This is a genomic window from Planococcus donghaensis MPA1U2, from assembly GCF_000189395.1.
Lineage (GTDB): Bacteria > Bacillota > Bacilli > Bacillales_A > Planococcaceae > Planococcus > Planococcus donghaensis_B.
This window is the reverse complement of the sequence record NZ_AEPB01000025.1, coordinates 1-23609: the sequence shown is the minus strand read 5'-3', so window position 1 is coordinate 23609 and position 23609 is coordinate 1. Positions and strand designations below refer to the sequence as shown.

Here is a 23609-nt window from a genome sequence, read left to right as displayed (position 1 = left end):
GAAAATAGTAAGGATATAACAGTTAATTGAAGAATGATACTCAGATTTTGTACTGAAAAGCTACTGAATTGTCTACGAAATGAAAAAGAGTGGAATAATTTGCAAAATAAAAAATAAAAATAATCTAAATTATCTGTTATTTTAGACATGTATTATGTTAGAATGAAAAGCAAGTACAAGAATTAAGCACAAAGTAACGTTTTTGAAATGGAGGTAACACTATTAATGTAATAATTAGATTTTATATACCTATTATCCTAGGTATATATTCAGTGTTTTAAGATTTATAGATAACTAGGTTTTAACCGATTGAGATAGGAGAAGGCCTATGAAACAGGAAAACTCATTGAAGAAAAAAACAATCAGTGGACTGCTGTGGAGCTTCGGAGACATGTTGGGCAATCAAGGCATTCAGTTTATTATTCAGATTATTCTTGCGCGATTGTTGGCACCTGAACATTTTGGATTAATAGGAATGATTTTAGTGTTTGTAGCCCTTTCAAATTCACTTGTTGATAGTGGTTTTACGCAAGCGTTAATCCGAGATCAAAAAGCCGATCAAACCGATTATTCGACGGTATTTTATTTTAACTTTGCCGTTTCAATTTTTATTTACGGCGTGCTGTTTTTATCGGCTCCGCTAATTAGTAACTTTTTTGATCAAGCACAGTTGACGTCTATTATTCGAGTGCTAACGTTAGGCGTTATTATTAACGCGTTCTCGATTATTCCACGAGCCATGTTTACTAAAGAAGTGAATTTCAAAGTGCAAGCAAAGGTCAATATGACAGCGAGTATTTTGTCAGGTGTTATTGCGGTTGTTATGGCTATGACAGGGTTTGGTGTATGGAGCCTTGTGATTCGCATGCTGGGAATGAATTTAATCCAAGCATTACTACTAGTTTTTTATAGAAAATGGTTACCTTCACTTACCTTTAGTGTTGTCTCGTTCAAGCGCTTGTTTGGATTTGGTTGGAAGCTTCTTGTGTCGGGATTGATCGATACTGCATATAACAATGTGTACTTCTTAATTATCGGAAAGCAATACTCAGCTGGAGCTCTTGGGTATTTTACCAATGCCTCTAAATTCAGTGATGTTGCGACTCAGTCACTAACAGCGACAATTCAACGGGTGACTTATCCGGTGTTAAGTGGCATTCAAGATCAAGAAGAGCGGTTAAAACAAAGCTTCAAAAAGGTTATTAAGCTTTCGGGATTTTTAATTTTTCCACTGATGGTCGGCTTAGCGGCAGTGGCAGAGCCATTAGTTTACTTGATTTTTGGTGCAAAATGGTTGCCTATGGTGCCTTATTTTCAACTTTTGTGCATCGCGAGCATGCTGTACCCCATTCATGCGTTGAACTTAAACATTCTACAAGTTAAAGGACGCTCTGATTTGTTTCTCTACTTAGAAATTATTAAAACAATCATTCCTACAGTTCTTATTATTCTTGTGATCTGGATGGATTGGAGCATTACCATACTAGTGGCCACGATGGTTCTAGACTCTCATGTGTCATTGTTTATCAATATTTATTTTTCAGGACGCGAAATATCGTATGGCGTCAAAGAGCAAATACGAGATCTCTTGCCGATTTATACTATTTCACTAGCAATGGGCGCAGTTGTCTACAGTATCGGTGAATTTCTTCCGCTATCAGAACTTTTGACGCTAGTTTTACAAATTGGCATTGGTGCCATTTTTTATATCGCTATTTCAAAACTATTGAAAATTCAGGAGTTTGATACCGTCTATGATTTATTGGTGCCTTTTATAAAAAAGATAAAAGCCGTTAAGGCAGGCTAACTTACTTAAAAGTTGCTTATCAAGGGAGGGAATAGAATGGCAAAAGCTTTTGAACAACCCATTTATGTTACTAGACCATTATTGCCAAATATTGAGGCTGTAACTGAAAGAATGAAAACGGTATGGGACAGTAAACAACTGACAAACTTTGGGGCACAACATAACGAATTGAGTGATCAGCTCAAAGACTATTTAGAAGTAGATCACATTTCGCTGTTCTCAAATGGCACGTTGGCATTATTGCTAGGGCTGAGAGCTTTAGAGTTAACAGGAGAAGTGATTACTACGCCGTTTACATTTCCAGCAACTGTTCAAGCATTAGATTGGAACAATCTAACACCTGTCTTTTGTGATATAGATCCAGTTACTTTCAATATTGATGCCGATAAAATCGAAGCATTAATTACTGAGAAAACGAGTGCAATTCTAGGGGTCCATGTATTTGGAAATCCATGTGATGTTGAAAAAATTCAAGCAATTGCTGATAAACATCAATTAAAAGTTATTTATGACGGTGCACATGCTTTTGGTGCAAAAGTAAACGGTCTTCCTATTAGTCATTTTGGAGATATGACGATGTTCAGTTTTCACGCTACTAAGTTATTTAATACGGTTGAAGGTGGAGCATTAACTTATCAAGATGCAGCACTCGACAAACGGTTACAATTACTGAGAAATTTTGGAATTGTGAATACTGAAGAAATTGGATTATCCGGATTAAATGCCAAAATGAATGAAATTCAAGCGGGGGTAGGCTTAGAAGTCTTAAAAGTAATAGAAGAAGAACGGAACAAACGCCATGCGATTAAACATGCTTATGAAAAAAGTTTAGCGGCTATTGAAGGAATTCGGGTTTTAACGACATTAGAAGATGAATCTAGCAGTTATCAATATTTTGTTATTGGCATCGATCAAGAGAAATTTGGTCGATCGAGAGATGTTGTTTATGAAGAACTTCAGAAGCACAATGTATTCGCAAGAAAATATTTTTCTCCACTTTGCAGTGATTTTGAATGGTATAGCGAACTTGCATCCGCTCATCCCAAAAATCTACCGCAAGCTCAAAAGGCTGTGCAGCAAGTATTGGCAATGCCTTATTACGGAGAGTTACCTGTTGAATCAGTCGTTCAAATTTGTGCGATTCTTCAAGAACTTCATGTAACTCAAGAAAGTTTATTTCAATTATAAGAAATGAGGGAGCGATGATGAAAGGGATTATATTAGCTGGTGGAACGGGTACACGTCTTTATCCATTGACAAAGTCAATTTCAAAGCAAATGCTGCCTGTTTATGACAAGCCGATGATTTATTATCCGTTATCTGTTTTGATGCTTGCAGGTATAAAAGAAGTGTTGATTATTTCTACGCCAAGAGACATTTCAGGATTTTTAAGTTTACTTGGAAACGGACAAAAGTTAGGGATCAAAATAGAGTATGCGATTCAAGAAGAGCCGAATGGATTGGCTGAAGCCTTTACGATTGGGGAGAGTTTTATCGGGGATTCTCCTGTTGCACTTGTTTTAGGAGACAATGTTTTTTATGGCTCAGATTTTGGTAGCCGGCTAACAGAGTCAGCCGAGTTAACAAAAGGTAGTATCATTTTTGGGTGTCATGTCGCAGACCCAAGAGCGTACGGTGTGGTTGAAGTTGATGATGAGTTGAACATCGTTTCTATAGAAGAAAAGCCTGAACAGCCGAAATCTTCCTATGCGATTCCTGGACTTTATTTCTTTGACAATCAAGTGGTAGAAATCGCTAAAGCAGTCACACCTTCAGAGCGTGGAGAAAAAGAAATTACTTCTATTATTAATGAATATTTAAAACGCGGTGAATTACACGTTAATATTATGGGCCGTGGACTTGCGTGGCTTGATACAGGAACGCACGAAGCGTTGTTAGAAGCTTCAAATTTTGTCGAAGCGATTCAAAAACGACAAGGATTGTATGTAGCGTGTCTTGAAGAAATTGCTTTCCGGAAGGGCTATATTAGTCAGTCAGATTTGATCGAATTGGCGCAGTGTTTAAAGAAAACGGAATATGGCAAGTATTTGTTAGACATAGCTTGTGAGAGAACACTTTCATCGAATAAATCGTAAAGGAGAGCCCCTATGGAAAATATACTTGTCACCGGTGGAGCGGGGTTTATCGGAGGTAATTTTGTCCAATACATGGCCGCTAACTATCCAAAATACCATATTTATAATTTGGATTTGTTAACTTATGCAGGAGATTTAACAAAACATCAAGCGATCGAAAATAATGATAATTATAGCTTTGTTCATATTGATATCGCGGATCGTCAAGCTATTGATGCATTATTTGAAAAAATTGACTTTACGTATATTGTTCACTTTGCGGCTGAAAGCCATGTTGACCGCTCTATTGCCGAACCCGAAATCTTTATCCGCACCAATGTTCTGGGAACGCAAGTATTACTCGAGGCTGCTAAACGCGCAAACATTAAAAAGTTCGTCCATGTTTCTACAGATGAAGTATACGGAGAGCTAGAGTTTGATCCGACTACTTTTTTTACAGAAGAAACACCGCTTCAACCTAGCAGCCCGTACAGTGCTAGTAAAGCGTCTTCGGATTTATTGGTTCGAGCGTATTATGAAACATACGGCTTACCGATCAATATTACGCGTTGTTCCAATAATTATGGTCCTTACCATTTTCCAGAAAAGTTAATTCCGTTAACGATTTCTCGGTTGCTGAATGATCAAAAAGTGCCAGTATATGGAGACGGTAAAAATGTTCGGGATTGGTTGCATGTGCAAGATCATTGTTCAGCAATCGATTTGGTTATGCATAGCGGAGAAATTGGAGAAGTATATAACATTGGCGGACACAATGAACAAAAAAACCTTGAAGTTGTTAAGACGATTATCCGCACTTTAGGGAAATCAGAAGACTTAATCGAATTTGTCGAAGATCGTCTTGGACATGACAAACGATATGCAATTGATCCGACAAAAATTGAACGATTGGGTTGGCGACCCGTGTATGATTTTGATACTGGAATTGCACAGACAGTCGAGTGGTTTTTAGAAAACAAGGCATGGTGGGAACAAATTATCAGCGGTGAATACCAACAATATTTTGACAGGCAATATGCGCAAAAATAACAATCAAGATCTGCCGGGGGACAAGGGGGAATAAGGTAATGGCAAATCAGCCAACAATTTGTGAATATATAACGAATGCGTATCCAACAAAGCAGTCAGTAAAAATACTGGAGTTTAATGCTGAAACGAGTAGTATGAAAAAACAGCTTGCCAGTGCAGGATATGAGAATTATTTAGGGATTTGCACACAAAAGTCTGTGACAAGTCGAAATCCAGATCTTTATTATGCCAATGAGAAAACACTTACTTATAAAAACAATGCAGAAGTATTGGTAATCAACAAAGCTGATTTTCTTGATTTGAAAAATGCTTTCCATTCTTCTGCAGAGGTCATTCTTTTTACGCCTGCAAAAATGATTGATCGAGCAAGCTTTTTACCTCTATGGGCTTATAAACTAGCCAGAAAGAAAAAGTGGGATTTCCGCTTTGAAAATTTTACGGATCATTTAGGAGGTACGCGAACTAGCATCGTCTTTAAGCGGGGACATCGAAAAGAAAAGCAAGCACGACAATATTTGTCGCCCGAACTTGGCCTCGAGAATTTCTTTGAAATACTTAACCAACGCCAGTTGAATTATGTGATTTTACGTTGGTTTGATGAATTGCCATTTTTAGAGTTGGACGAGGATGTAGATTTATTAATTGCCGACGAACATATCGAAAAGGTAAGAGACTTATTAAACGAAAAAGTTGGGATTTTGCCTTTTGATATTTACAGTGTGGGCGGGCTGATGGGAAGTAATTTTAAAAACATTGCTTATTATCCTCCGTACATTGGAGAGGTCATATTGGATCAGCGACAGCTCTGGAACAACAAGTATTACGTACCGTCAGCCGATCATCATTTGTTTAGTTTGATGTATCACGCAGTTTATCATAAAGGCGAAAAATCAGGAATTCCTGCAAAATCGGGTGGCTCAGTGAAGCAGATTCCACAGGATCATGATTATCCAGGGATTTTAAAACGTTTAGCAAATGAAACCGGCCATAAGCTTGATGAAATCAGCTTGGAATATTTCCATCAGTTTCTTGAGGAAAAAGGTTGGGCCCCTTCTACAGACACAATTCGTAAATTAATCGGGGTCAGTGGCAATTGGCTTGAGTCGATTATTAAGTCGAGTGAGCACAATTTTGAAAAAGACGGAGAATTGATGGTGTTTGTCGTAAGAGAATGGGCAGATGAACGTGAATTGACCGATAAAATGATTGATTGGTTTGAGCGTAACGGACTATGCCTTATTCGAGCCATTCCACTCAATGAAGAACAAAAAAGAAACGCAACTCAAAACTTGAGAGGCGGAAATTGGGGGCAAGGACCATGGCCAGTGAGTGGCGGAAAGCCGTCCACCTTACTGGTCATGTATGATTATCACCCCAAACCATTACCTGCAAAAATGAAGAAAAAGTATCCCCATGTTTCCAATCAACATTATTTGTTGAAAGAACAACTGCGTTCAGAGATTAACTTTGCTTTAGTTAACGAACAGCGTGCCAACCCGCTTCATAGTGCAGATGATGAAATTGAAGCATTGGATTATATCACAGCGGTCGCTCCCGATCTTTTATCAGAAGTAAAAGACATTGTGATGGCTTGGGATAAAGCTTACCGAACAGAGGAAAAGGTAATTGCTGACGTTTCAGAGAAAAAGCGTCGCGCTAAAGTAGAAATTATTGAATATCAAGGGCGTAAAGCTGTGAAAAAGACATACAAAGCAGGCAAAGAACGGTTCTTGGAACGAGAGAAATTCGTTTACGGTGAGTTGAGTAAGGAATGTGAATTTATTCCGAAGTTGATTAGCAGCGGAGAAAACTACATTATTGTTCCTTATTTGAAAACAAATCCATTAACGGAAAGCTGGCATATTAAAAAACAAATTTTAAAACGAAAACATAAACAAGAAATTTTCCGCATTAACGAATTTTTCTACAACAAAGGGTATGCGCTAATTGATTTTCATCCCGGGAACATATTGCTGACATCTGAAGGATTAAGGTTAATCGATTTTGAGTTTTTATATCAATACGAGCAACTACCACCAAGCGTGAATGATTCGTTTGATCTTAACGGATTTCCAGAAGATTTTGCAGAAGACCGTCCTTATGGGATCTTCCCAAAGCAACGACGAAATATGTGGAGAAAAATTCTATATTAAACCGGATTAGAGGAATGGCTTATGGCATCTTTAAAAAACAAAGCAGTAACTAGTGTCAAACTTACTTCTATATCGATGCTCGTAACGAGCGTTCTCCAAATCGCCCAGCTGCTGATTTTAGGTAGGGTATTGGGTCCGGAAATCTTTGGGCTGATTGCTATGGTGCAAATCGTAATTCAATTTTCGCAATTGTTCTTGGAAATGGGGATAACAGACGCCATTATTCAAAAAGAAAAAATCAACAAACTAGAGTTGTCTAGTTTGTACTGGTTTTCTATTTTTGTCGGATGTGTCTTGTTCCTCGTCTTATTCCTATTAGCTCCAGCGATTGCGCTGATGTTTAACGAACCGAGCTTAACTGGCATGATCCAAGTGGTTGGGATTAGTTTTATCATCTTACCGTTTGGATTGCAGTTTCAAACACTGGCGACCAAAAAACTGGAATTTGCACAAATTACTAAAAATGAAATTTTGGCAACAACAATTGGCGTCTTGTTAACGGTTTACTTAGCCGCTTTTACCACTCTAGGTGCCTGGTCACTCGTTTATGGACACATTGTCATGTCGCTATTTAGAAGTGTGCCGTGGGTTGTTGCTGGCTTCCGAAATTCAAATACTCGACCTCAGTTTGTCTTTTCGTGGAATGCGATTAAAGACTTTGTTAGCTTTGGCTTGTATCGTTTAGGTTCAACAAGTATCAATTATTTTACCACTAAAATTGATCAAATGGTTGTTGGTGTTATGTTAGGTCCCGTTGCGCTTGGTTATTACAGCATGGCCATGAATCTGATCATGCAGCCGGTTCAAAAACTCAACTCCATGATTAACCGAGTAGCATTTCCTGTTTTTTCAAAAATTCAATTGGATCAACGTAAATTGAGAAAGACGTATTTATTAATTACGAACATGTTAACGAGCTTTAATGCGCCCCTGTTGGCGGGAGTTATTGTTCTTGCGCCCTACGCCGTTCCGCTTCTACTTGGTGAAGACTGGGGAGAAAGTGTTCTGATTATCCAAATTCTTTGCTTGTACGGATTATTTAAAGCTTTAGGAAATCCAAGCGGCAGCTTGTTTATCGCCGTTGGCAAAGTAAGGTGGAGTTTTTATTGGCAATTGTTTCAACTAGGGATTATTCCAGTGGTCGTATTTTTAGCAGGGTTGTCTGGTGAGATTTTTATTGTTGCGATTGCAGTCGGGTTGCTTAGAATGCTGTTGTTTTATGTCAGTTATTATGTGCGGATCCGTCAAATTATTGGAGACAGTTTACGGGAATTAAATCTCTCGATTGCTAAGCCTGTCGTCCATTCAGTTATTATGCTGGCATTCTTGTATTTGTTGAATTCTCAGCTAACAGAAGTTGGAGAGGTCGGCATCATCATTGTTGACGCGATTATTGGTGGACTGATTTATGGGGTATTGCTGTTATTAAATCAACGAGAATTAGTAGCGGAAGTAAAAGGGTTTTTTCGAAAAAAGACGTTAGTAAAACAAGTTTGATTCAAGAGTAGAAAAATCATTTATATACTCGATAGTAAGGAAGCATTTTAAATTAATAACATAAAACATCAAATAGTCTAAATAATCTGTAATATTTAGACTATTGTATGGTAGAATAAGAAAATAAACGCCATTAGTAAGTAAAAAGTCTTGGGTATAATGGTTTTTTCTGTTTAATATGAATACTTCTTTAACAGATAATGATATAAACAGTAATTCCTTTTGTTTTCGTGCAAGGTAATAGCTAAAAAAGGTGGGGTATTTATGAACTTGGAGTCAAAAATCTACGTAGCGGGACATCGCGGACTTGTAGGGTCAGCAATTGTACGGAACTTACAAGAAAATGGCTATCACAATCTGGTATTTAGAACCAGTAAAGAAATGGATTTGACAAACTCCAATCAAGTTGATGCTTTTTTTCAAGAGCAACGACCAGATTACGTTTTTTTAGCAGCTGCAAAAGTTGGTGGGATTGTTGCAAACAATGATTATCCAGCAGAGTTCATCCGAGACAATATAATGATTCAAACAAACGTGATTGATGCTGCTCATCGGAATGGGGTAAAAAAATTGCTGTTTTTAGGCAGTACGTGTATTTATCCAAGGCTTGCAGAACAACCGATGAAAGAAGATTCTTTATTGACTGGGGAACTTGAGCCAACTAACGAGCCGTATGCTATTGCTAAAATAGCAGGCATTAAAATGTGTCAATCTTATAACCGTCAATACGGCACAAACTTTATATCGATCATGCCGACAAACTTATTTGGTCCGAATGATAATTTCGACTTAACAAGTTCACACGTGCTACCTGCGCTAATTCGGAAATTTCATGAAGCGAAAGTCTCTCAATCTGAAGCTGTTGAAGTTTGGGGCACTGGATCACCAAAGCGAGAATTTCTTTACTCTGATGATTTGGCAGATGCAGCCATTTACTTAATGAATACTTACGACGGAAACGATTTGGTAAATATCGGTGTAGGCAGAGATATTTCGATTAAAGAGCTTGCTGAAAAAGTAAGGGAAACAGTTGGCTATGAGGGTGAAATCGTCTTTAATACATCGAAACCTGATGGTACACCGCGTAAGTTAGTGGACGTTAGTCGACTAACAAGTCTTGGCTGGGAAGCAAAAATCTCATTAGATGATGGATTGAAAATGGCTTATGATTGGTTTTTAGAACAGACAGAGAAAGTACGATTATAAGGGGGATCATTATGAAAAAAGCATTGATTACTGGAGTAAACGGTCAAGACGGTTCGTTTCTATCAGATTTCTTATTAGAAAAAGGTTACGAGGTGCACGGCATCATTCGGAGAAGTTCAAGTTTCAATACAGGACGCATTGAGCACTTATATATTGAAGAGTTAAAATCGAGTGACAACTTTTATATTCATTATGGGGATATGACAGATACTTCTAATATCATTCGACTAATCAGTGAAATTAAACCAGATGAAATTTACAATTTAGCAGCCATGTCTCATGTGAAAGTATCGTTTGAGACGCCTGAATATACAGCAGATGTTGATGGAATTGGGACTTTGCGCATTTTAGAAGCAGTGCGTATTCTTGGGTTGGAAAAAAAGACGCGTATTTATCAAGCTTCTACTTCAGAATTATATGGGAAAGTGCAAGAAGTTCCACAACGAGAAACCACGCCATTTTATCCGCGTTCTCCTTATGGAGTGGCGAAATTATACGGCTATTGGATCACGAAAAACTACCGAGAATCTTATGACATGTTCGCAGTAAATGGCATTCTTTTTAATCATGAATCTGAACGACGTGGAGAAACATTCGTAACACGTAAAATTACAATGGCTGCTGCGCGTATTTCGAATGGCAAGCAAGACAAATTGTTACTCGGGAACCTTGATGCAAGGCGAGACTGGGGTTATGCCAAGGATTATGTAGAATGTATGTGGTTAATGTTGCAACACGATACGCCAGAAGATTTCGTCATCGCAACTGGAGAAATGCATACAGTACGTGAGTTCGCGACACTGGCATTTAAACATGCGGGAATCGAAGTAGAGTGGCAAGGAGAAGGTATCGATGAGAAAGGCTTTAATGCAAAGACTGGAGAAGTTGTAGTTGAAGTGAATCCTGAATATTTCCGTTTAGCTGAGGTTGAGCAGTTACTGGGCGATCCTTCAAAAGCGAAAAAGCTACTTGGATGGAATCCAACAGCGACTTCTTTTGAAGAGTTAGTGGAAATTATGGTGACACATGATTGTAATTTAGTAAACAAAAAAAAGAGTGCAATTAGCGAATACTAAACAGAGCGGGTTCCTTAACGGGTGGAGGGATAAAGTGCAATGGTGACCTTAAATGACAAAGTCAGTGTTATTATTCCAACGTTCAATCGTTCGGAACTGCTGAAAAAAGCTGTAGAAAGTTTAGAAAAACAAAGTCATCAAAATTTGGAAATCATCATTATTGATGATTTTTCAACAGATGATACGGCAGCTGTTGTGGCAGAAATGACAGATGACCGGATTATTTACTTGAAGCATGAAGTTAACAAGGGTGGATCGGAAGCGAGAAACACCGGTCTAAAAAGAGCGACTGGAAATTTCATCGGTTTTTTAGATTCAGATGATCAGTGGCTACCAGAAAAAATTGAAAAGCAGTTGGAGAAATTTCATGACGAACCAGATGTTGGAGTGGTTTATACAGGGGTGCAAGTAGTCGATGAAAACAATCAGCCTACTCGTAAAATTATTCCGGAATATCGCGGTGATATTCTATCTAAATTACTCGAGTTTAATTATATCGATACAACTTCTTCGGTATTAGTTAGGAAAGAAGTATTAGATCAAATCGAAGGATTTGATTCTGGTTTGCCCAGCTGTCAAGACTGGGATTTGTATATCCGTTTGGCCCAAGTTACAAAATTCGATTTCGTTAAAGACAGTATGGTGTTATTTTATCATCATAGTGGAGAGCGAATTACGACCAATAAAGCTTCCGTGCTCAAGGGACATGTAAGTATTTTTGAGAAGTATAAAAAACTAGCGATGCAGCAGCGGAAATCTACTTTTCATCGTTTTACGTTAACGATTTGGAAAGTTGTGTTTCGGACGGGGATTATCGGTCAAAATAAGGAAACCGTACAATTATCTCGAAAAATATTAGTAGAAGGATATAAAAATGACCGAATGTCATTGAATTTTCTATTCTATTACCTTAGCACGTTTTTACACATGAAAGTTTTGACCTATCTATATAGGCAATCTAAAAAAAACAATAAAAAATCCGAATTGTTCTCTGCAGATGTACCCTCCTAAAGGAGGAGGGAGCAATAGGGTGTTAAAAAAGAGAATAATAAATAAAGGAATGAGACTATGGAAAAGCATATGGAAGCCGATGATCGATTTGAAAAAGTCCTATTTATCATCGTCAATTTAATAACTGGGATTTCAGTGATCTATTATTTGCTTCAAATAGGTCAGGTTTTCGATGCTGATGATCCATGGAATTTGTTCATTTTAATTATTTTTTCCTTCAAGCTATTAATGGATATATATATTTTTAAGGTAGGATTTTCTTCCTTTTCACTTGTGCTTTTATTTTTGCCGATCGTTAGCATATTAGGCTATGCACCCATTGGAGAAGTACAGCCCTTATTTAATGATCGCACCCATCTGATAGAACGACACTTTCATATATTGGCCTTCAGTGCGCTATTTTTCTACTATGTTTGGTCAATTTTACTATGGATAACGAACAAAACGTATGGCAATTACGATGCTAAAATTTTGGCGTATTACTCTGGAACGGTGCATAGTTTGTTAGCGACTTGGCTGTTTAGTGGATTAGCTATAATTTCTGCAATCATCTATTTGCCAGATTTACCTGGAGGCACGTATAACGAACTTTCACCGAGCTTGTTGCCCGGAAATGCCTGGAATTCTGTTGTGGTTATTTCCTATTTCTTCGTGCTGATGGGCGTAAAAGAAAGTGGTTTACGAAAATTCGCGATTTTATTTGTCCCTTTTTGGTTATTGTCTCACTATGCACGAGTTGATATTTTAGGTTTACTATTGATTTTATATTTGCTGTTAACAGCTACTAAAAAATTAGATGTGATTAAATCGAGCTTTTCGTTTAAAAAAGTAGCATTGATCGCAGGAGGATTGTTGCTTTTTTCTTATTTAGGTTTGGTAAGACATTCAGGTTTGATTTTTGACGTGCAAGCCATTCTGGATTCGGTCTCAATTTTGGTCAATTACCCAACTGTTCAAGATTTAGTATATTCCACAGCTGCTGCAGTTGAAGTAACGCATACGTACGGTAATTTTTATACAATTATCGATTATATTCCGCAACTGATTCCTTCTTTTCTTGGAATTGAAGCAAAGAGTCCAGAAGCTGCCCATCTTGTTGCTTCTCTCATTCACACCAATTATGGTTTGTTTGTGTACGGAGAATTTTATTTGAACTTTGGAGTTCTTGGGCTAATTATAGCGCCATTTGTTACATATATTATTATTTTTACACCAGCCGTTATTTTGAAGAAACTTTTTGGTAATTTCGGGATGGCATTAGGGTATTACTGGATTGTTTTGACCATTGCGCGAGTGTTCTGGTATGGCTTTATTTATTACATCAAACCATTGGTCATTATTTTACCGGTTTTTATCATCATTTATCTTGTTGTTTCTTCTTTCGAAAAAGATTTAGTAGATAAGCGTGAATTGAATTCCCCTGATTCATATTAACAATCTGCACGTTTAACGCTTGCTGTTTTGCCGCTGTGCAAGTGGATGTCATTTACAGGAGAGGTGCTTTCATATGACTAGGATAAAAAAAGGGAATTTAATATTTGTTGGGCCCTTGCCTCCTCCGATATTGGGAGAAAGCATCGCTCTTCAATCTTTGTATAATTCTAAAAAACTTCACGAACAATATAATGTGAAAAAAATAAATTTAAGCAAGAAGGATTTTGAACATCCTGGTGCGATTTCTTTTGATAAATTGCTGAATGATTCAGTAGCTATTCTTTACTCTGGGTTTTTAGCGGTACGTATGAGAAAACCAATTTTGTATATTTCCATTTCACAAACAAAAATGGGGTTATTGCGTGATTGTGTAATGATTCAAGCATGTAAAGTTCTTGGGCGCGGCAAAGTGGTAAGTCATTTGCATGGCAATAACTTAGGTGGCACGATTGATGCTACTTCTGGCATCACACAAAAGTTTATCATCTCTTCATTGCGTAAAATTGATGTAGGCATCGTATTAGGTGAGAAGTTGACGCCGAATTACCGCGGTCATGTCAACCGGGTAGAAGTGGTTTCTAATGGGATTCCTTCAGACTTTATATTAAAAAACGAAGTGGGACAAGGTAAGAAAAAAGGACCAATCTCTCTTTTGTATTTAAGTAATCTTATGTTTGAAAAAGGCTATATCGAATTAATTAAAGCAACAACTGCGCTTATTCATGAAGGGCATAATTTACGTTTAGATTTGGTTGGGGGAATTCAAAATGAAAATGAATTTCAAGAGATCAAGCATTATATCGCAGAAAATGATGTGGATCACTTGATTCAGTATCATGGGTTGAAGCAAGGAGAAGAGAAAAAACGGTTTTTCCTTGAGTCAGATATGATGGCGTTACCGACCAAATATAAAGTGGAAGGTCAACCGATGTCTATTATTGAAGGGATGGCAGCGGGGTTGCCGATTATTTCTTCGGACCGAGGAATTATTGCAGAGTTGATCAAAGATTGTGGTGTAGTTATCGAACCTACAGTAGAAGGTGTTAAAGCTGCAATAAAAGATTTGGTGACAAATGATGCAGAGCGTATGCGTCTTGGAAGAAAGAGCCGTGATACGTTTGAAGCGTTTTATACAGAAGATAAATACACCGAACGATTGGTTTCTATATTTGATGAACTGTAAATAAAGGCAACAAATTTGTTGCATGCATTTAGGGAAAGGAAGGGTCATATGATACGCAAAAGAAAAATCACCTTTGTTATTAATTACTTCTATCCGGATCTTGCAGCTACAAGCCAATTAATGACCGAGCTAACAAAACATCTCCAACAAAATTTCACAATCACAGTTATTGCAGCACAACCCGGATATGCAGGAGAAAATCATGGCAGTCACAAGCTGTTTGAAGAAGCATACGTAGAGAATATTAAAGTGGTTCGGATCAAGCTGCCCGAAGTAAACAAAAATTCGAAAATCAGTCGGATCAAATACATCTCTTCTTATTTCTTGTTGGCAAACATCGCTTTGCTCAAAGAAAAAGGGACAGATGTTATTTTTACGATTTCTCAGCCCCCTGTACTGGGCGGATTGATCGGAACCATCGGCAAGCTGTTGAAACGCTCACGACATGTTTACAGCATTCATGACTTTAACCCGGAACAGGCGCAAGCGGTAGCCTATACCAATAACCAAACCGTCTTTAAAATTGCTAAAGCGATTGACAAATTAAACTGTAGTTATGCAGATCAAGTATTGGTTGTCGGTGAAGACATGGCTGAAACGTTACGAGCGCGTTTTAAGGGAGGAAAAGTACCAAATCATACGGTCATCAGCAATTGGACAGATGAAGACGCGATTGTACCGCTTGAGAAAACCGAACCTGAAATTCGTGAGTTTTTAGAATTAAATGGGCTACAAGACAAATTTATCGTTATGTATTCTGGAAATCTCGGATTGTATTATGATTTAGAAAACTTAATTCAAGTGGCTAAAGAATTTGTGGATCAGCCCGAAATCGTCTTTTTATTTATCGGAGAAGGTGCTGTTAAACAGCGGATACAGACGTATGCGACAGAAAATAAGTTGGAAAACGTTAAGTTTCTACCGTACCAACCGAAAGAATTTCTTAAGTACTCCTTAAATGCAGCAGATGTCCATTTGGTCGTAAATCAAAAAGGGATAAAAGGGGTTTCCGTACCAAGTAAAATTTATGGTGTAATGGCTGCTGGAAAGCCGGTGCTTGGAGTTTTGGAACAAGGAAGCGAAGTGCAACGCTTGATTTTTGAAAGTCGAGCAGGTGTCGTTATTGAACCTCAAAATTACCAAGGAGTTGTTCATGCGATCCAATACTTAAAGAGTCTGGATAAAGACGAGCTAAAAGCGATGGGCTTGAAAGGAAGATCTTACCTCGAACAAAACTTAACAAGAGAAACTTCTATTAATAAGTACCGGAATGTTTTGCAAACAGTATCAGATCATTCAGAGCCAGACGCAACTCGATCTATTGAGCAATATGAAAGAGCAGTTCATAAAAATAAATAAACCAAACAAAAACCAGATTTACGAAATCAACTGATTTCGTAAATCTGGTTTTTTGTGTCTATATTCTCTCCTACTATATGGAAAATAAAAGCTGATAATAGCTGTGAACATAGAAATTATTCTAAGAATTTATTAAATTTCTAAAAAGAATGAAAAATAAAATAATTTACAACCCTTGATATACCAATGCTCGGGACACTAAATGGGTAAATATATCTGATATTTCTAATAAATTAGAAAATTAGATTGAAATATTAGGTATTTATATATATAATGAGTTCATAACGTTACAGATTAACTAGTTCAACTGGTTACTTAGTTTATTTTTCAAATAAAAAATATCTAAATGTCACATGACGAGAATATTTTATGAGTCTTAGTAACTATTACTCAGGTAGAAGCGTATAGCAAGGAGGAGGACGTAATATGAGATTAGTATTATTGTCAGGTGGGTCAGGGAAACGACTATGGCCACTTTCAAATGACGCGCGATCAAAACAATTTCTTAAAGTGTTAAGTGATGAAGATGGCAACAAAGTTTCGATGGTCCAACGGGTTTGGAAGCAAATCGAAGAAATAGGGATGGCTGAGAATTCTATTATTGCAACTAGTAGCTCTCAAGTGGATATGATTAAAACACAACTAGGGCAAGGGGTGCATGTTGTTACTGAGCCAGAAAGAAGAGACACATTCCCAGCGATTGCACTTGCAGCTGTTTATCTGTATTCAGTTCAAAAATGCAGTTTAGATGAAGTTGTAGGAATGTTGCCGGTAGATCCTTACGTGGAAAATCGTTTCTTTAATCGTGTTCAAGATTTGGAAGAAGCTTTACTTTCTTCTGGAGCAGACTTGGCATTAATGGGAGTAAAACCTACGTATCCTTCAGCAAAATACGGTTATATTATTCCGAAAAATAAAGCCGAAGATTCTTATTTAACGGTCGATTACTTTAAAGAAAAGCCGACAGAAGAACAAGCGGAAGAGTTGATTGAACAACAAGCGCTTTGGAATTGCGGTGTTTTTGCTTTCAAATTAGGTTATATAATCGACTTACTTAAAGACAGAGGAATGCCTGTTGAATATTCTCAATTGTTAAGAAATTATCATAAACTTCCTAAAAACAGTTTTGATTATGAAGTGGTTGAACGCACGAATCACATTGTATCGTTACCTTATGACGGTTATTGGAAAGATTTGGGTACTTGGAATACGCTAACAGATGAAATGGCCGTTCAAGTGACGGGTAAAGGCGTCATTGGCAAAGGAGTACAAAACTCTCACATTGTTAACGAGCTCGATATTCCAATTACTTTGCTTGGTTTGGACAATGTAGTGGTTGCTGCTAGTCCAGATGGGATTTTGGTGACAGACAAAGATGCGAGTACGAAAGTAAAAGAGTATGTCGATGGCTTTAATAGTCGACCGATGTATGAAGAGCGTAGATGGGGATGGTATCGTGTGCTGGAATATACGCGATATGCTGAAGGCAACGAAGTACTCATCAAACGGCTAGGGATAACTGCTGGGAAAAACCTTAGCTACCAAATGCATTATAAACGAAGTGAAGTCTGGACCATTGTTAAAGGTGAAGGGATTTTCGTTTTTAATGATCAATTGAGCCATGTACGAACAGGTGATGTAATTCATATCCCGTTAGGTGCGAAGCATACATTAAAAGCGACTACAAATATGGAAATTATTGAAGTACAAACAGGCAGTGAATTAATCGAAGAAGATATTTTCCGTACATCAAATGAGTGGGAAGAAATCGAAGAAATTTGCAAAGTGAAACTGACTGCTCGCTACGGATGACTTGAGCGAAAGAGTTGGCACAGGAGTAACGACTTGTTATTTCTATGATTGGGGGAAGTCTCATGTATAAAGAACCTGTTTTTTTAAAACCTGTTTTCCAAGAAAGAATTTGGGGCGGTGGTAAGCTGCAAGAGTTGTTCGATTATGATATTCCGTCACAAACGACGGGTGAAGCATGGGTTATATCTGCTCACGAAAATGGACCTTCTATTATTATGAATGGTGAATTAAAAGGAAAAAATTATCGGATGTTTGGTGGAAATATCCTCAGTTATTTGGTTTTGACATAACGGATAGAGAATTTCCGCTCCTAGTAAAAATACTTGATGCACACGACCAATTGTCTGTGCAAGTACATCCGGATGATCAGTATGCCGATGAATCTATTCATAAGCCATGTGGCAAAACTGAATGTTGGTATATTTTGGATTGTGAAGAAGATGCTGAAATCATTATTGGTCACCAAGCCCAATCGAGAGAAGAATTTCAGCAACTCGTTAACCGCGGTGAATGGAGTAAGTTACTTCAAAGTCTTAAAGTGAAAAAAGGGGATTTTGTTTATGTTCCAAGTGGAACGTTGCACTCTATTGGAAAAGGAATAGTGATTTTAGAAACACAACAAAGTTCAGATATTACATTCCGGCTTTATGATTATGATCGAGTGGATCAAGAAGGTAAAAAGCGTGAATTGCACTTAGAACAAGCGATGGCGGTAATGACTTGTCCGCATAAACAAGTAATGCAAGACAATTTGAAAGAGCGATTGAAAAACCTTGAGTCTACACGATTGATTGAAGGAGAATACTTCACAGTTTATCACTGGAAACTCGAAGGAAGAGCACAAGTCCCATTAACAACTGGATTTTTGTTAGTTAGTGTGATTAATGGAATGGGTCAAATCGTGACGAAAGAAAGTGTGTCCACGGTGAAAAAAGGTGATAATTTCATCGTTCCGGCTACAATCGGTGAATACTTTGTTGACGGAGATCTTGAAATGATTGTTTCTCATACTTAAAACTGACTTAAATTATCAGAATATTTAAAAATGAAAAGTTCGTCATTTTATGTTTTTTAGAGTTAGTTAGTAGGTATATAAAACTATTTATAAAAATTTATTTGAAAATTTAGTATAAATAAACTTCTATTTAGGGACTATCGATGTTACAATGGGGCAATATTTAACGGGCTATATGTAAAAAATGTTTTTAAAATGGCGCGTTTGGTACCCATTCCAATATCAAAAAATATCGTTTAGCAAAATGAAAGGCGGGTGGGTACTCTAATGAAAAAAGTTACAAAGGCAATCATTCCAGCAGCAGGTCTAGGTACTCGATTTCTTCCAGTCACAAAAGCGATGCCCAAAGAAATGTTGCCAATCGTAGATAAACCGACAATACAATACATTGTGGAAGAAGCAATCGCTTCTGGTATTGAAGATATTATTATTGTCACCGGCAAAGGCAAACGTGCTATTGAAGATCATTTTGATAAGAATTTCGAGTTAGAAGATAATTTGTTTAAAAAAGGCAAATTTGAACTTCTTGAAAAAGTTCAGCACACCTCTAATGTTGAGATTCATTATATTCGTCAAAAAGAACCAAAAGGTTTAGGGCATGCGGTTTGGAGTGCACGTAAGTTTATCGGAAATGAACCTTTCGCAGTGCTATTAGGAGATGACATTGTTAAAGCTGAAAAACCTTGCTTAAAGCAATTAATCGATCAATACGACAAAATGCAATCATCCATTATTGGGGTCCAACAAGTTCCAGATCACGAAACTCACCGCTACGGCATTATCGAACCAAGCGCAGTGGATGGACGTTGTTATGAAGTTAGTAACTTTGTAGAAAAGCCAAAGCCCGGTACTGCTCCTTCGAATTTGGCAATTATGGGACGCTACATTTTAGAACCGGAAATATTTGAGTATTTAGGCAACCAAAGTGCAGGTGCAGGAGGAGAAATCCAACTTACAGATGCCATTCAAAAGCTTAACGAAGTTCAAAATGTTTTTGCTTATGATTTTGAAGGCAAACGTTATGACGTAGGTGAGATGCTTGGGTTCTTGCGGACAACTATTGAGTTCGCTTTAGATAGCCCCGAGTTCGGCCGAGATGTAGAAAACATCATTAACGAATTGATGGCTGAAAAATCAGCTACACCACTATTTTAGTCGGGGGTATCGGTATGAAAATAGCTGTAATCGGAACTGGATATGTTGGGTTGGTCACTGGTGTGAGTTTGTCTGAAATTGGTCATGACGTTGTTTGTATCGATGTTAATAAAGAAAAAGTAGCAAAAATGCAAAAAGGGATATCGCCTATTTATGAACCGGGTTTAAGTGAATTAATGACAAAAAACATAGCAGCACAGCGTTTAAGTTTTACAAGTGATCATCGTAAAGGACTTCAGCAAGCAGATGTCATTTACATTGCGGTAGGAACTCCAGAAAATGCAGACGGCTCTGCTGAACTATCTTTTGTTGTTCAAGCAGCAGAAAATATTGTCGACTGCATAGAGAAGGATGTCATTGTCGTAACGAAAAGCACGGTTCCAGTTGGAACAAACGACATGATAAAAGGCATTATTCAATCTCAATTAACAAGCGATTTAAAAGTTGAAGTTGTTTCAAATCCAGAGTTTCTAAAAGAAGGTTCGGCTATTCATGATTCATTTCATGGAGACCGTATTGTGATCGGAGCTGATAGTGAACATGCATTTAACGTCATCGAAAAGATCAATCAACCATTTAATGTCCCAATTTTCAAAACAGATATTAAAAGCGCCGAAATGATTAAGTACGCATCCAATGCATTTTTAGCTACTAAAATTAGCTTCATTAATGAAATATCCAATATTTGCGAATTGTTAGGTGCAAATATCGAAAATGTTTCAACGGGTATGGGGCTAGATCAACGAATTGGCAGTCAATTTTTAAAAGCTGGAATTGGCTATGGAGGATCGTGTTTTCCGAAAGACACGAAAGCTCTTATCCAAATCGCGGGTAACGTGGCATATGAGTTTGAATTGTTAAAAGGTGTAGTTAACGTCAACAAAAAGCAGCAAGGCCTTATCATACGAAAGTTGAATGACTGTCTTCCCAATCTTACTGGTAAGAAAATTGCTGTTCTAGGACTAGCATTTAAGCCGAATACAGATGACTTACGCGAATCCGCTTCTATTTTAGTGACTGACGAATTGATTAAGCAAGGAGCAGAGGTAGTGGCTTATGATCCAATTGCAATGGATAATGCAAAAAATGTTCTTAACTCAAGTGTTCGATACGCTGACTCCATAGCAGAAGCAATCGAAAATAGCGATGCAGCTCTGATCTTAACGGATTGGGATGAGATTAAAAATGTAGAATTATCCGTATTTAATAAAATGAAAACCCCGCTTGTTATTGATGGGCGAAATTGCTTCTTGGTAAAAGATATGGAAACGCACGGGATAGAGTATCGTTCGATCGGTAGACCGGTTGCAGCCAAGCAGATTGAAGTAACTCCCATCTGATACGTAACAGGAATTTATGATGAAAGTGGTGATTCAAATGTCAGTATCCGCTCCTGAAAAAGAAAAGATGAATATAAAAACAAGATACAGCGAATTGGTATTTGAAAGCGTAAAAACAAATACCAGCAATGGCTATTTGTATACAAAACGCTTTCTAGATATTATCGGTTCATTAGTAGGGCTGATTATGTTGATTCCCGTATTTCTGATTATCAGTCTGTTAATTAAAATGGAAGATCCTAAAGGACCCGTATTCTTTAAACAAAAAAGAGTGGGCAAGCATGGCAGAACTTTTGATATGTACAAATTCAGATCGATGGTCAGTAACGCGGAAGATTTAAAAGCTGCTTTGCAACAACAAAATGAGGCATCGGGACCTGTATTCAAAATCAAATCCGATCCGAGAATTACTAAAATCGGGAAATTTATTAGAAAAACAAGTATCGATGAACTTCCTCAGTTGGTTAATGTGCTAAGTGGAGATATGACAATCGTAGGTCCACGACCAGCTTTACCGGACGAAGTCGCACAGTACACAAATTATGAGAAACAACGTATTAGTGTAACTCCTGGATTAACTTGTTTTTGGCAAGTTAATGGTAGAAGCAATATAAGCTTCAAAGAGTGGGTCGAAATGGATTTAGAATATATCCGCAAGCGCTCGACGGCATTAGATATTAAGTTAATCTGTAAAACGATTCTAGTGTTGTTCGGATCTAAAGATGCGTATTAATGGTGACCAATGAGTAGATTTTCAGAATGAAGGTAAGCAATCTACAAGTTGAAGTTGCACATAATGCTCATACATTCGAACTGGGGGACATCAGGGAATGACCTTGATGTCCTATAACTAGTTTTAAAAGCAAATATAGGGGGCTCACTTTAGGAGCGGAGGCTATTCGCTTTTGAGAAATTTTAATTGAAAGGAGGTTTGGCGAAATGATAGAAACCATCAGCTTACGTGAAATTTATAGCATCTTAAAAAATAAGATTCGATTAATACTAGCTATTACCATTGTAATAATGATCATCACAGCCTTGATATCGTATTACTTTATCACCCCAATTTATCAAACATCCACTCAATTACTTATTAGTCAAAAGCAAAGTGAAGTAATCGTCGACTCCCAAAGTATCGATATTGATTTGCAATTGGTTAGTACATATAGTGAGATATTAAAAAGTCCTATTATATTGGATCAAGTAATTAGTCAGTTGGATTTGGAAATGTCGTATCAAGAAATGGTAGAAAAAGTAAATGTTGAGGTTACAGAAAATTCACAGCTACTTACCATATTTGTTACAGATCCAGATCCTGCTGTAGCTGTTGGAATTGCGAATAAAGTAGCTGAAGTTTTCGAAACGGAAATTATGGAATTGATGAATATCGATAATGTTTCCATTTTATCACCGGCTGTGGTCCTGGAAAATCAGACACCTGTGTCGCCAAATCCTCCACTTAATATTTTATTAAGTGCAATAGTCGGACTTATCATTGGAGCAGCAATTGCTATGATATTACGCTATTTAGATACGACAATTAGAGTAGAAGAAGATGTAACAGATCTTTTGAATTTACCTGTTCTCGGAGCAATCTCGCCAATGAATGATGAAGAAGACATTCCGGTTAACGAACCGATTGCTTTTAAGCGCAGGGAGGAACAAGAATGGTAAAGAAAAAGAACAAACCGGAAGTGAAAAATAGAAAGTTGATTGCATTTACCAATCCGAAATCACGTGTTTCTGAACAATTTCGAACTTTGCGCACGAATATTCATTTTACTGTTCCGGGTGGAAAAGTTCGTTCATTAGTCGTGACTTCAGCATCTCATTTAGAAGGCAAATCAACGACCTCATCGAATTTGGCAATTGTTTTTGCGCAAGAAGGCAAACGTGTTTTATTGATTGATGCAGATATGAGAAAGCCGACAATGCATCAAACGTTTAAAATTAGTAATTCAAAGGGATTATCTAATGTGCTGGTTCGCCGATTTTCATTAAAAATGGCAATTCAAGCGAGTGGAATAGAAAATTTAGACTTACTGCCTTCAGGTCCTATTCCACCGAATCCAGCAGAGTTACTAGGTTCATCTAATATGGACCTCCTGTTTGAAAGTGCTTTGGATACGTACGATATGATAATCTTTGACAGTCCGCCAGTGCTTTCGGTTACAGACAGTGTTATTTTAGCCAATAAATGCGAAGGCACTATTTTAGTGTTGAATTCGGGAAAAACAGAAAGGGCACATGCGTTAAAAGCAAAAGATGCCATTACTGCCTCAACAAAAACGCGACTGCTTGGAACCGTCCTCAACAACGTTCAAGTGGAAAAGGATTTTAATTATGCTCAGTACTATACTCGCGCTCCTAATGAAAAATAAGTGAATATTATGCGTTTGTTGTTACAATAATATAAAAAAAGTTCAATCAGTTTTC

Annotated in this window: 18 protein-coding genes and 1 pseudogene; all 19 read left to right on the top strand. The window is 37.5% G+C overall.

Features of this window, described 5'->3' with window-relative positions:
• Nucleotides 1-328 precede the first annotated feature (328 nt).
• A complete protein-coding gene (locus tag GPDM_RS06900; RefSeq protein ID WP_008430177.1) occupies nucleotides 329-1807 on the top strand; it encodes a lipopolysaccharide biosynthesis protein in 1479 nt (492 codons plus the stop codon).
• Between the two features lie 36 nt (nucleotides 1808-1843).
• Entirely contained in the window at nucleotides 1844-2995 is a 1152-nt protein-coding gene (locus GPDM_RS06895; protein WP_008430176.1) for a DegT/DnrJ/EryC1/StrS family aminotransferase, read from the top strand.
• A gap of 17 nt (nucleotides 2996-3012) precedes the next feature.
• Complete coding sequence (gene rfbA, locus GPDM_RS06890) at nucleotides 3013-3903, top strand: glucose-1-phosphate thymidylyltransferase RfbA (RefSeq protein WP_008430175.1); 891 nt, start codon at nucleotides 3013-3015, stop codon at nucleotides 3901-3903.
• 12 nt (nucleotides 3904-3915) lie between these two features.
• A complete protein-coding gene (gene rfbB / locus GPDM_RS06885) occupies nucleotides 3916-4932 on the top strand; it encodes a dTDP-glucose 4,6-dehydratase (protein WP_008430174.1) in 1017 nt (338 codons plus the stop codon).
• A 38-nt stretch (nucleotides 4933-4970) separates the two neighbouring features.
• Nucleotides 4971-7085 carry a protein kinase family protein gene (locus tag GPDM_RS06880; protein WP_008430173.1) on the top strand — a complete coding sequence of 705 codons (2115 nt, stop codon included), beginning with the start codon at nucleotides 4971-4973 and terminating at the stop codon, nucleotides 7083-7085.
• A gap of 21 nt (nucleotides 7086-7106) precedes the next feature.
• Nucleotides 7107-8582, top strand: coding sequence for an MOP flippase family protein (locus tag GPDM_RS06875; protein WP_008430172.1), 1476 nt, complete (start codon nucleotides 7107-7109; stop codon nucleotides 8580-8582).
• A 264-nt stretch (nucleotides 8583-8846) separates the two neighbouring features.
• Nucleotides 8847-9788 carry a GDP-L-fucose synthase gene (gene fcl, locus GPDM_RS06870; protein ID WP_008430171.1) on the top strand — a complete coding sequence of 314 codons (942 nt, stop codon included), beginning with the start codon at nucleotides 8847-8849 and terminating at the stop codon, nucleotides 9786-9788.
• An 11-nt stretch (nucleotides 9789-9799) separates the two neighbouring features.
• Nucleotides 9800-10864: a GDP-mannose 4,6-dehydratase gene (gene gmd / locus GPDM_RS06865; protein ID WP_008430170.1), complete on the top strand. Its 1065-nt coding sequence runs from the start codon at nucleotides 9800-9802 to the stop codon at nucleotides 10862-10864.
• 39 nt (nucleotides 10865-10903) lie between these two features.
• Complete coding sequence (locus GPDM_RS06860) at nucleotides 10904-11875, top strand: glycosyltransferase family 2 protein (RefSeq protein ID WP_008430169.1); 972 nt, start codon at nucleotides 10904-10906, stop codon at nucleotides 11873-11875.
• 57 nt (nucleotides 11876-11932) lie between these two features.
• Nucleotides 11933-13309 carry a hypothetical protein gene (locus tag GPDM_RS06855; RefSeq protein ID WP_008430168.1) on the top strand — a complete coding sequence of 459 codons (1377 nt, stop codon included), beginning with the start codon at nucleotides 11933-11935 and terminating at the stop codon, nucleotides 13307-13309.
• Between the two features lie 73 nt (nucleotides 13310-13382).
• Nucleotides 13383-14492: a glycosyltransferase family 4 protein gene (locus tag GPDM_RS06850; RefSeq protein ID WP_008430167.1), complete on the top strand. Its 1110-nt coding sequence runs from the start codon at nucleotides 13383-13385 to the stop codon at nucleotides 14490-14492.
• Between the two features lie 48 nt (nucleotides 14493-14540).
• The gene (locus tag GPDM_RS06845; RefSeq protein WP_008430166.1) at nucleotides 14541-15851 is read left to right on the top strand and encodes a glycosyltransferase family 4 protein; all 1311 of its coding nucleotides are present in this window, start codon (nucleotides 14541-14543) and stop codon (nucleotides 15849-15851) included.
• A 426-nt stretch (nucleotides 15852-16277) separates the two neighbouring features.
• The gene (locus GPDM_RS06840; protein WP_008430165.1) at nucleotides 16278-17663 is read left to right on the top strand and encodes a sugar phosphate nucleotidyltransferase; all 1386 of its coding nucleotides are present in this window, start codon (nucleotides 16278-16280) and stop codon (nucleotides 17661-17663) included.
• A 62-nt stretch (nucleotides 17664-17725) separates the two neighbouring features.
• Nucleotides 17726-18678: pseudogene (gene manA / locus GPDM_RS06830) on the top strand (mannose-6-phosphate isomerase, class I).
• 267 nt (nucleotides 18679-18945) lie between these two features.
• Nucleotides 18946-19833 carry a UTP--glucose-1-phosphate uridylyltransferase GalU gene (galU, locus tag GPDM_RS06825; RefSeq protein WP_008430160.1) on the top strand — a complete coding sequence of 296 codons (888 nt, stop codon included), beginning with the start codon at nucleotides 18946-18948 and terminating at the stop codon, nucleotides 19831-19833.
• A gap of 14 nt (nucleotides 19834-19847) precedes the next feature.
• On the top strand, nucleotides 19848-21173 hold the full coding sequence (locus GPDM_RS06820) for a UDP-glucose dehydrogenase family protein (protein WP_008430159.1): 1326 nt from the start codon (nucleotides 19848-19850) through the stop codon (nucleotides 21171-21173).
• Between the two features lie 19 nt (nucleotides 21174-21192).
• Complete coding sequence (locus GPDM_RS06815) at nucleotides 21193-21906, top strand: sugar transferase (protein WP_008430157.1); 714 nt, start codon at nucleotides 21193-21195, stop codon at nucleotides 21904-21906.
• A gap of 206 nt (nucleotides 21907-22112) precedes the next feature.
• Entirely contained in the window at nucleotides 22113-22847 is a 735-nt protein-coding gene (locus GPDM_RS06810; protein ID WP_008430155.1) for a YveK family protein, read from the top strand.
• Nucleotides 22841-23554 carry a CpsD/CapB family tyrosine-protein kinase gene (locus tag GPDM_RS06805; protein WP_008430154.1) on the top strand — a complete coding sequence of 238 codons (714 nt, stop codon included), beginning with the start codon at nucleotides 22841-22843 and terminating at the stop codon, nucleotides 23552-23554. The genes GPDM_RS06810 and GPDM_RS06805 overlap by 7 nt, the downstream gene beginning before the upstream one ends.
• The last annotated feature ends 55 nt before the right edge of the window (nucleotides 23555-23609 follow it).

Bases quoted from the DNA above. Each gene is read 5' to 3' on its own strand.
- GPDM_RS06895 (WP_008430176.1), top strand. From the start codon at position 1,844: ATGGCAAAAGCTTTTGAACAACCCATTTATGTTACTAGACCATTATTG.
- GPDM_RS06815 (WP_008430157.1), top strand. From the start codon at position 21,193: ATGAAAGTGGTGATTCAAATGTCAGTATCCGCTCCTGAAAAAGAAAAG.
- GPDM_RS06875 (WP_008430172.1), top strand. From the start codon at position 7,107: ATGGCATCTTTAAAAAACAAAGCAGTAACTAGTGTCAAACTTACTTCT.
- GPDM_RS06880 (WP_008430173.1), top strand. From the start codon at position 4,971: ATGGCAAATCAGCCAACAATTTGTGAATATATAACGAATGCGTATCCA.
- GPDM_RS06840 (WP_008430165.1), top strand. From the start codon at position 16,278: ATGAGATTAGTATTATTGTCAGGTGGGTCAGGGAAACGACTATGGCCA.
- rfbB (WP_008430174.1), top strand. From the start codon at position 3,916: ATGGAAAATATACTTGTCACCGGTGGAGCGGGGTTTATCGGAGGTAAT.
- gmd (WP_008430170.1), top strand. From the start codon at position 9,800: ATGAAAAAAGCATTGATTACTGGAGTAAACGGTCAAGACGGTTCGTTT.
- galU (WP_008430160.1), top strand. From the start codon at position 18,946: ATGAAAAAAGTTACAAAGGCAATCATTCCAGCAGCAGGTCTAGGTACT.
- GPDM_RS06820 (WP_008430159.1), top strand. From the start codon at position 19,848: ATGAAAATAGCTGTAATCGGAACTGGATATGTTGGGTTGGTCACTGGT.
- GPDM_RS06900 (WP_008430177.1), top strand. From the start codon at position 329: ATGAAACAGGAAAACTCATTGAAGAAAAAAACAATCAGTGGACTGCTG.
- GPDM_RS06850 (WP_008430167.1), top strand. From the start codon at position 13,383: ATGACTAGGATAAAAAAAGGGAATTTAATATTTGTTGGGCCCTTGCCT.
- fcl (WP_008430171.1), top strand. From the start codon at position 8,847: ATGAACTTGGAGTCAAAAATCTACGTAGCGGGACATCGCGGACTTGTA.
- GPDM_RS06845 (WP_008430166.1), top strand. From the start codon at position 14,541: ATGATACGCAAAAGAAAAATCACCTTTGTTATTAATTACTTCTATCCG.
- GPDM_RS06810 (WP_008430155.1), top strand. From the start codon at position 22,113: ATGATAGAAACCATCAGCTTACGTGAAATTTATAGCATCTTAAAAAAT.
- GPDM_RS06860 (WP_008430169.1), top strand. From the start codon at position 10,904: ATGGTGACCTTAAATGACAAAGTCAGTGTTATTATTCCAACGTTCAAT.
- GPDM_RS06805 (WP_008430154.1), top strand. From the start codon at position 22,841: ATGGTAAAGAAAAAGAACAAACCGGAAGTGAAAAATAGAAAGTTGATT.
- rfbA (WP_008430175.1), top strand. From the start codon at position 3,013: ATGAAAGGGATTATATTAGCTGGTGGAACGGGTACACGTCTTTATCCA.
- GPDM_RS06855 (WP_008430168.1), top strand. From the start codon at position 11,933: ATGGAAAAGCATATGGAAGCCGATGATCGATTTGAAAAAGTCCTATTT.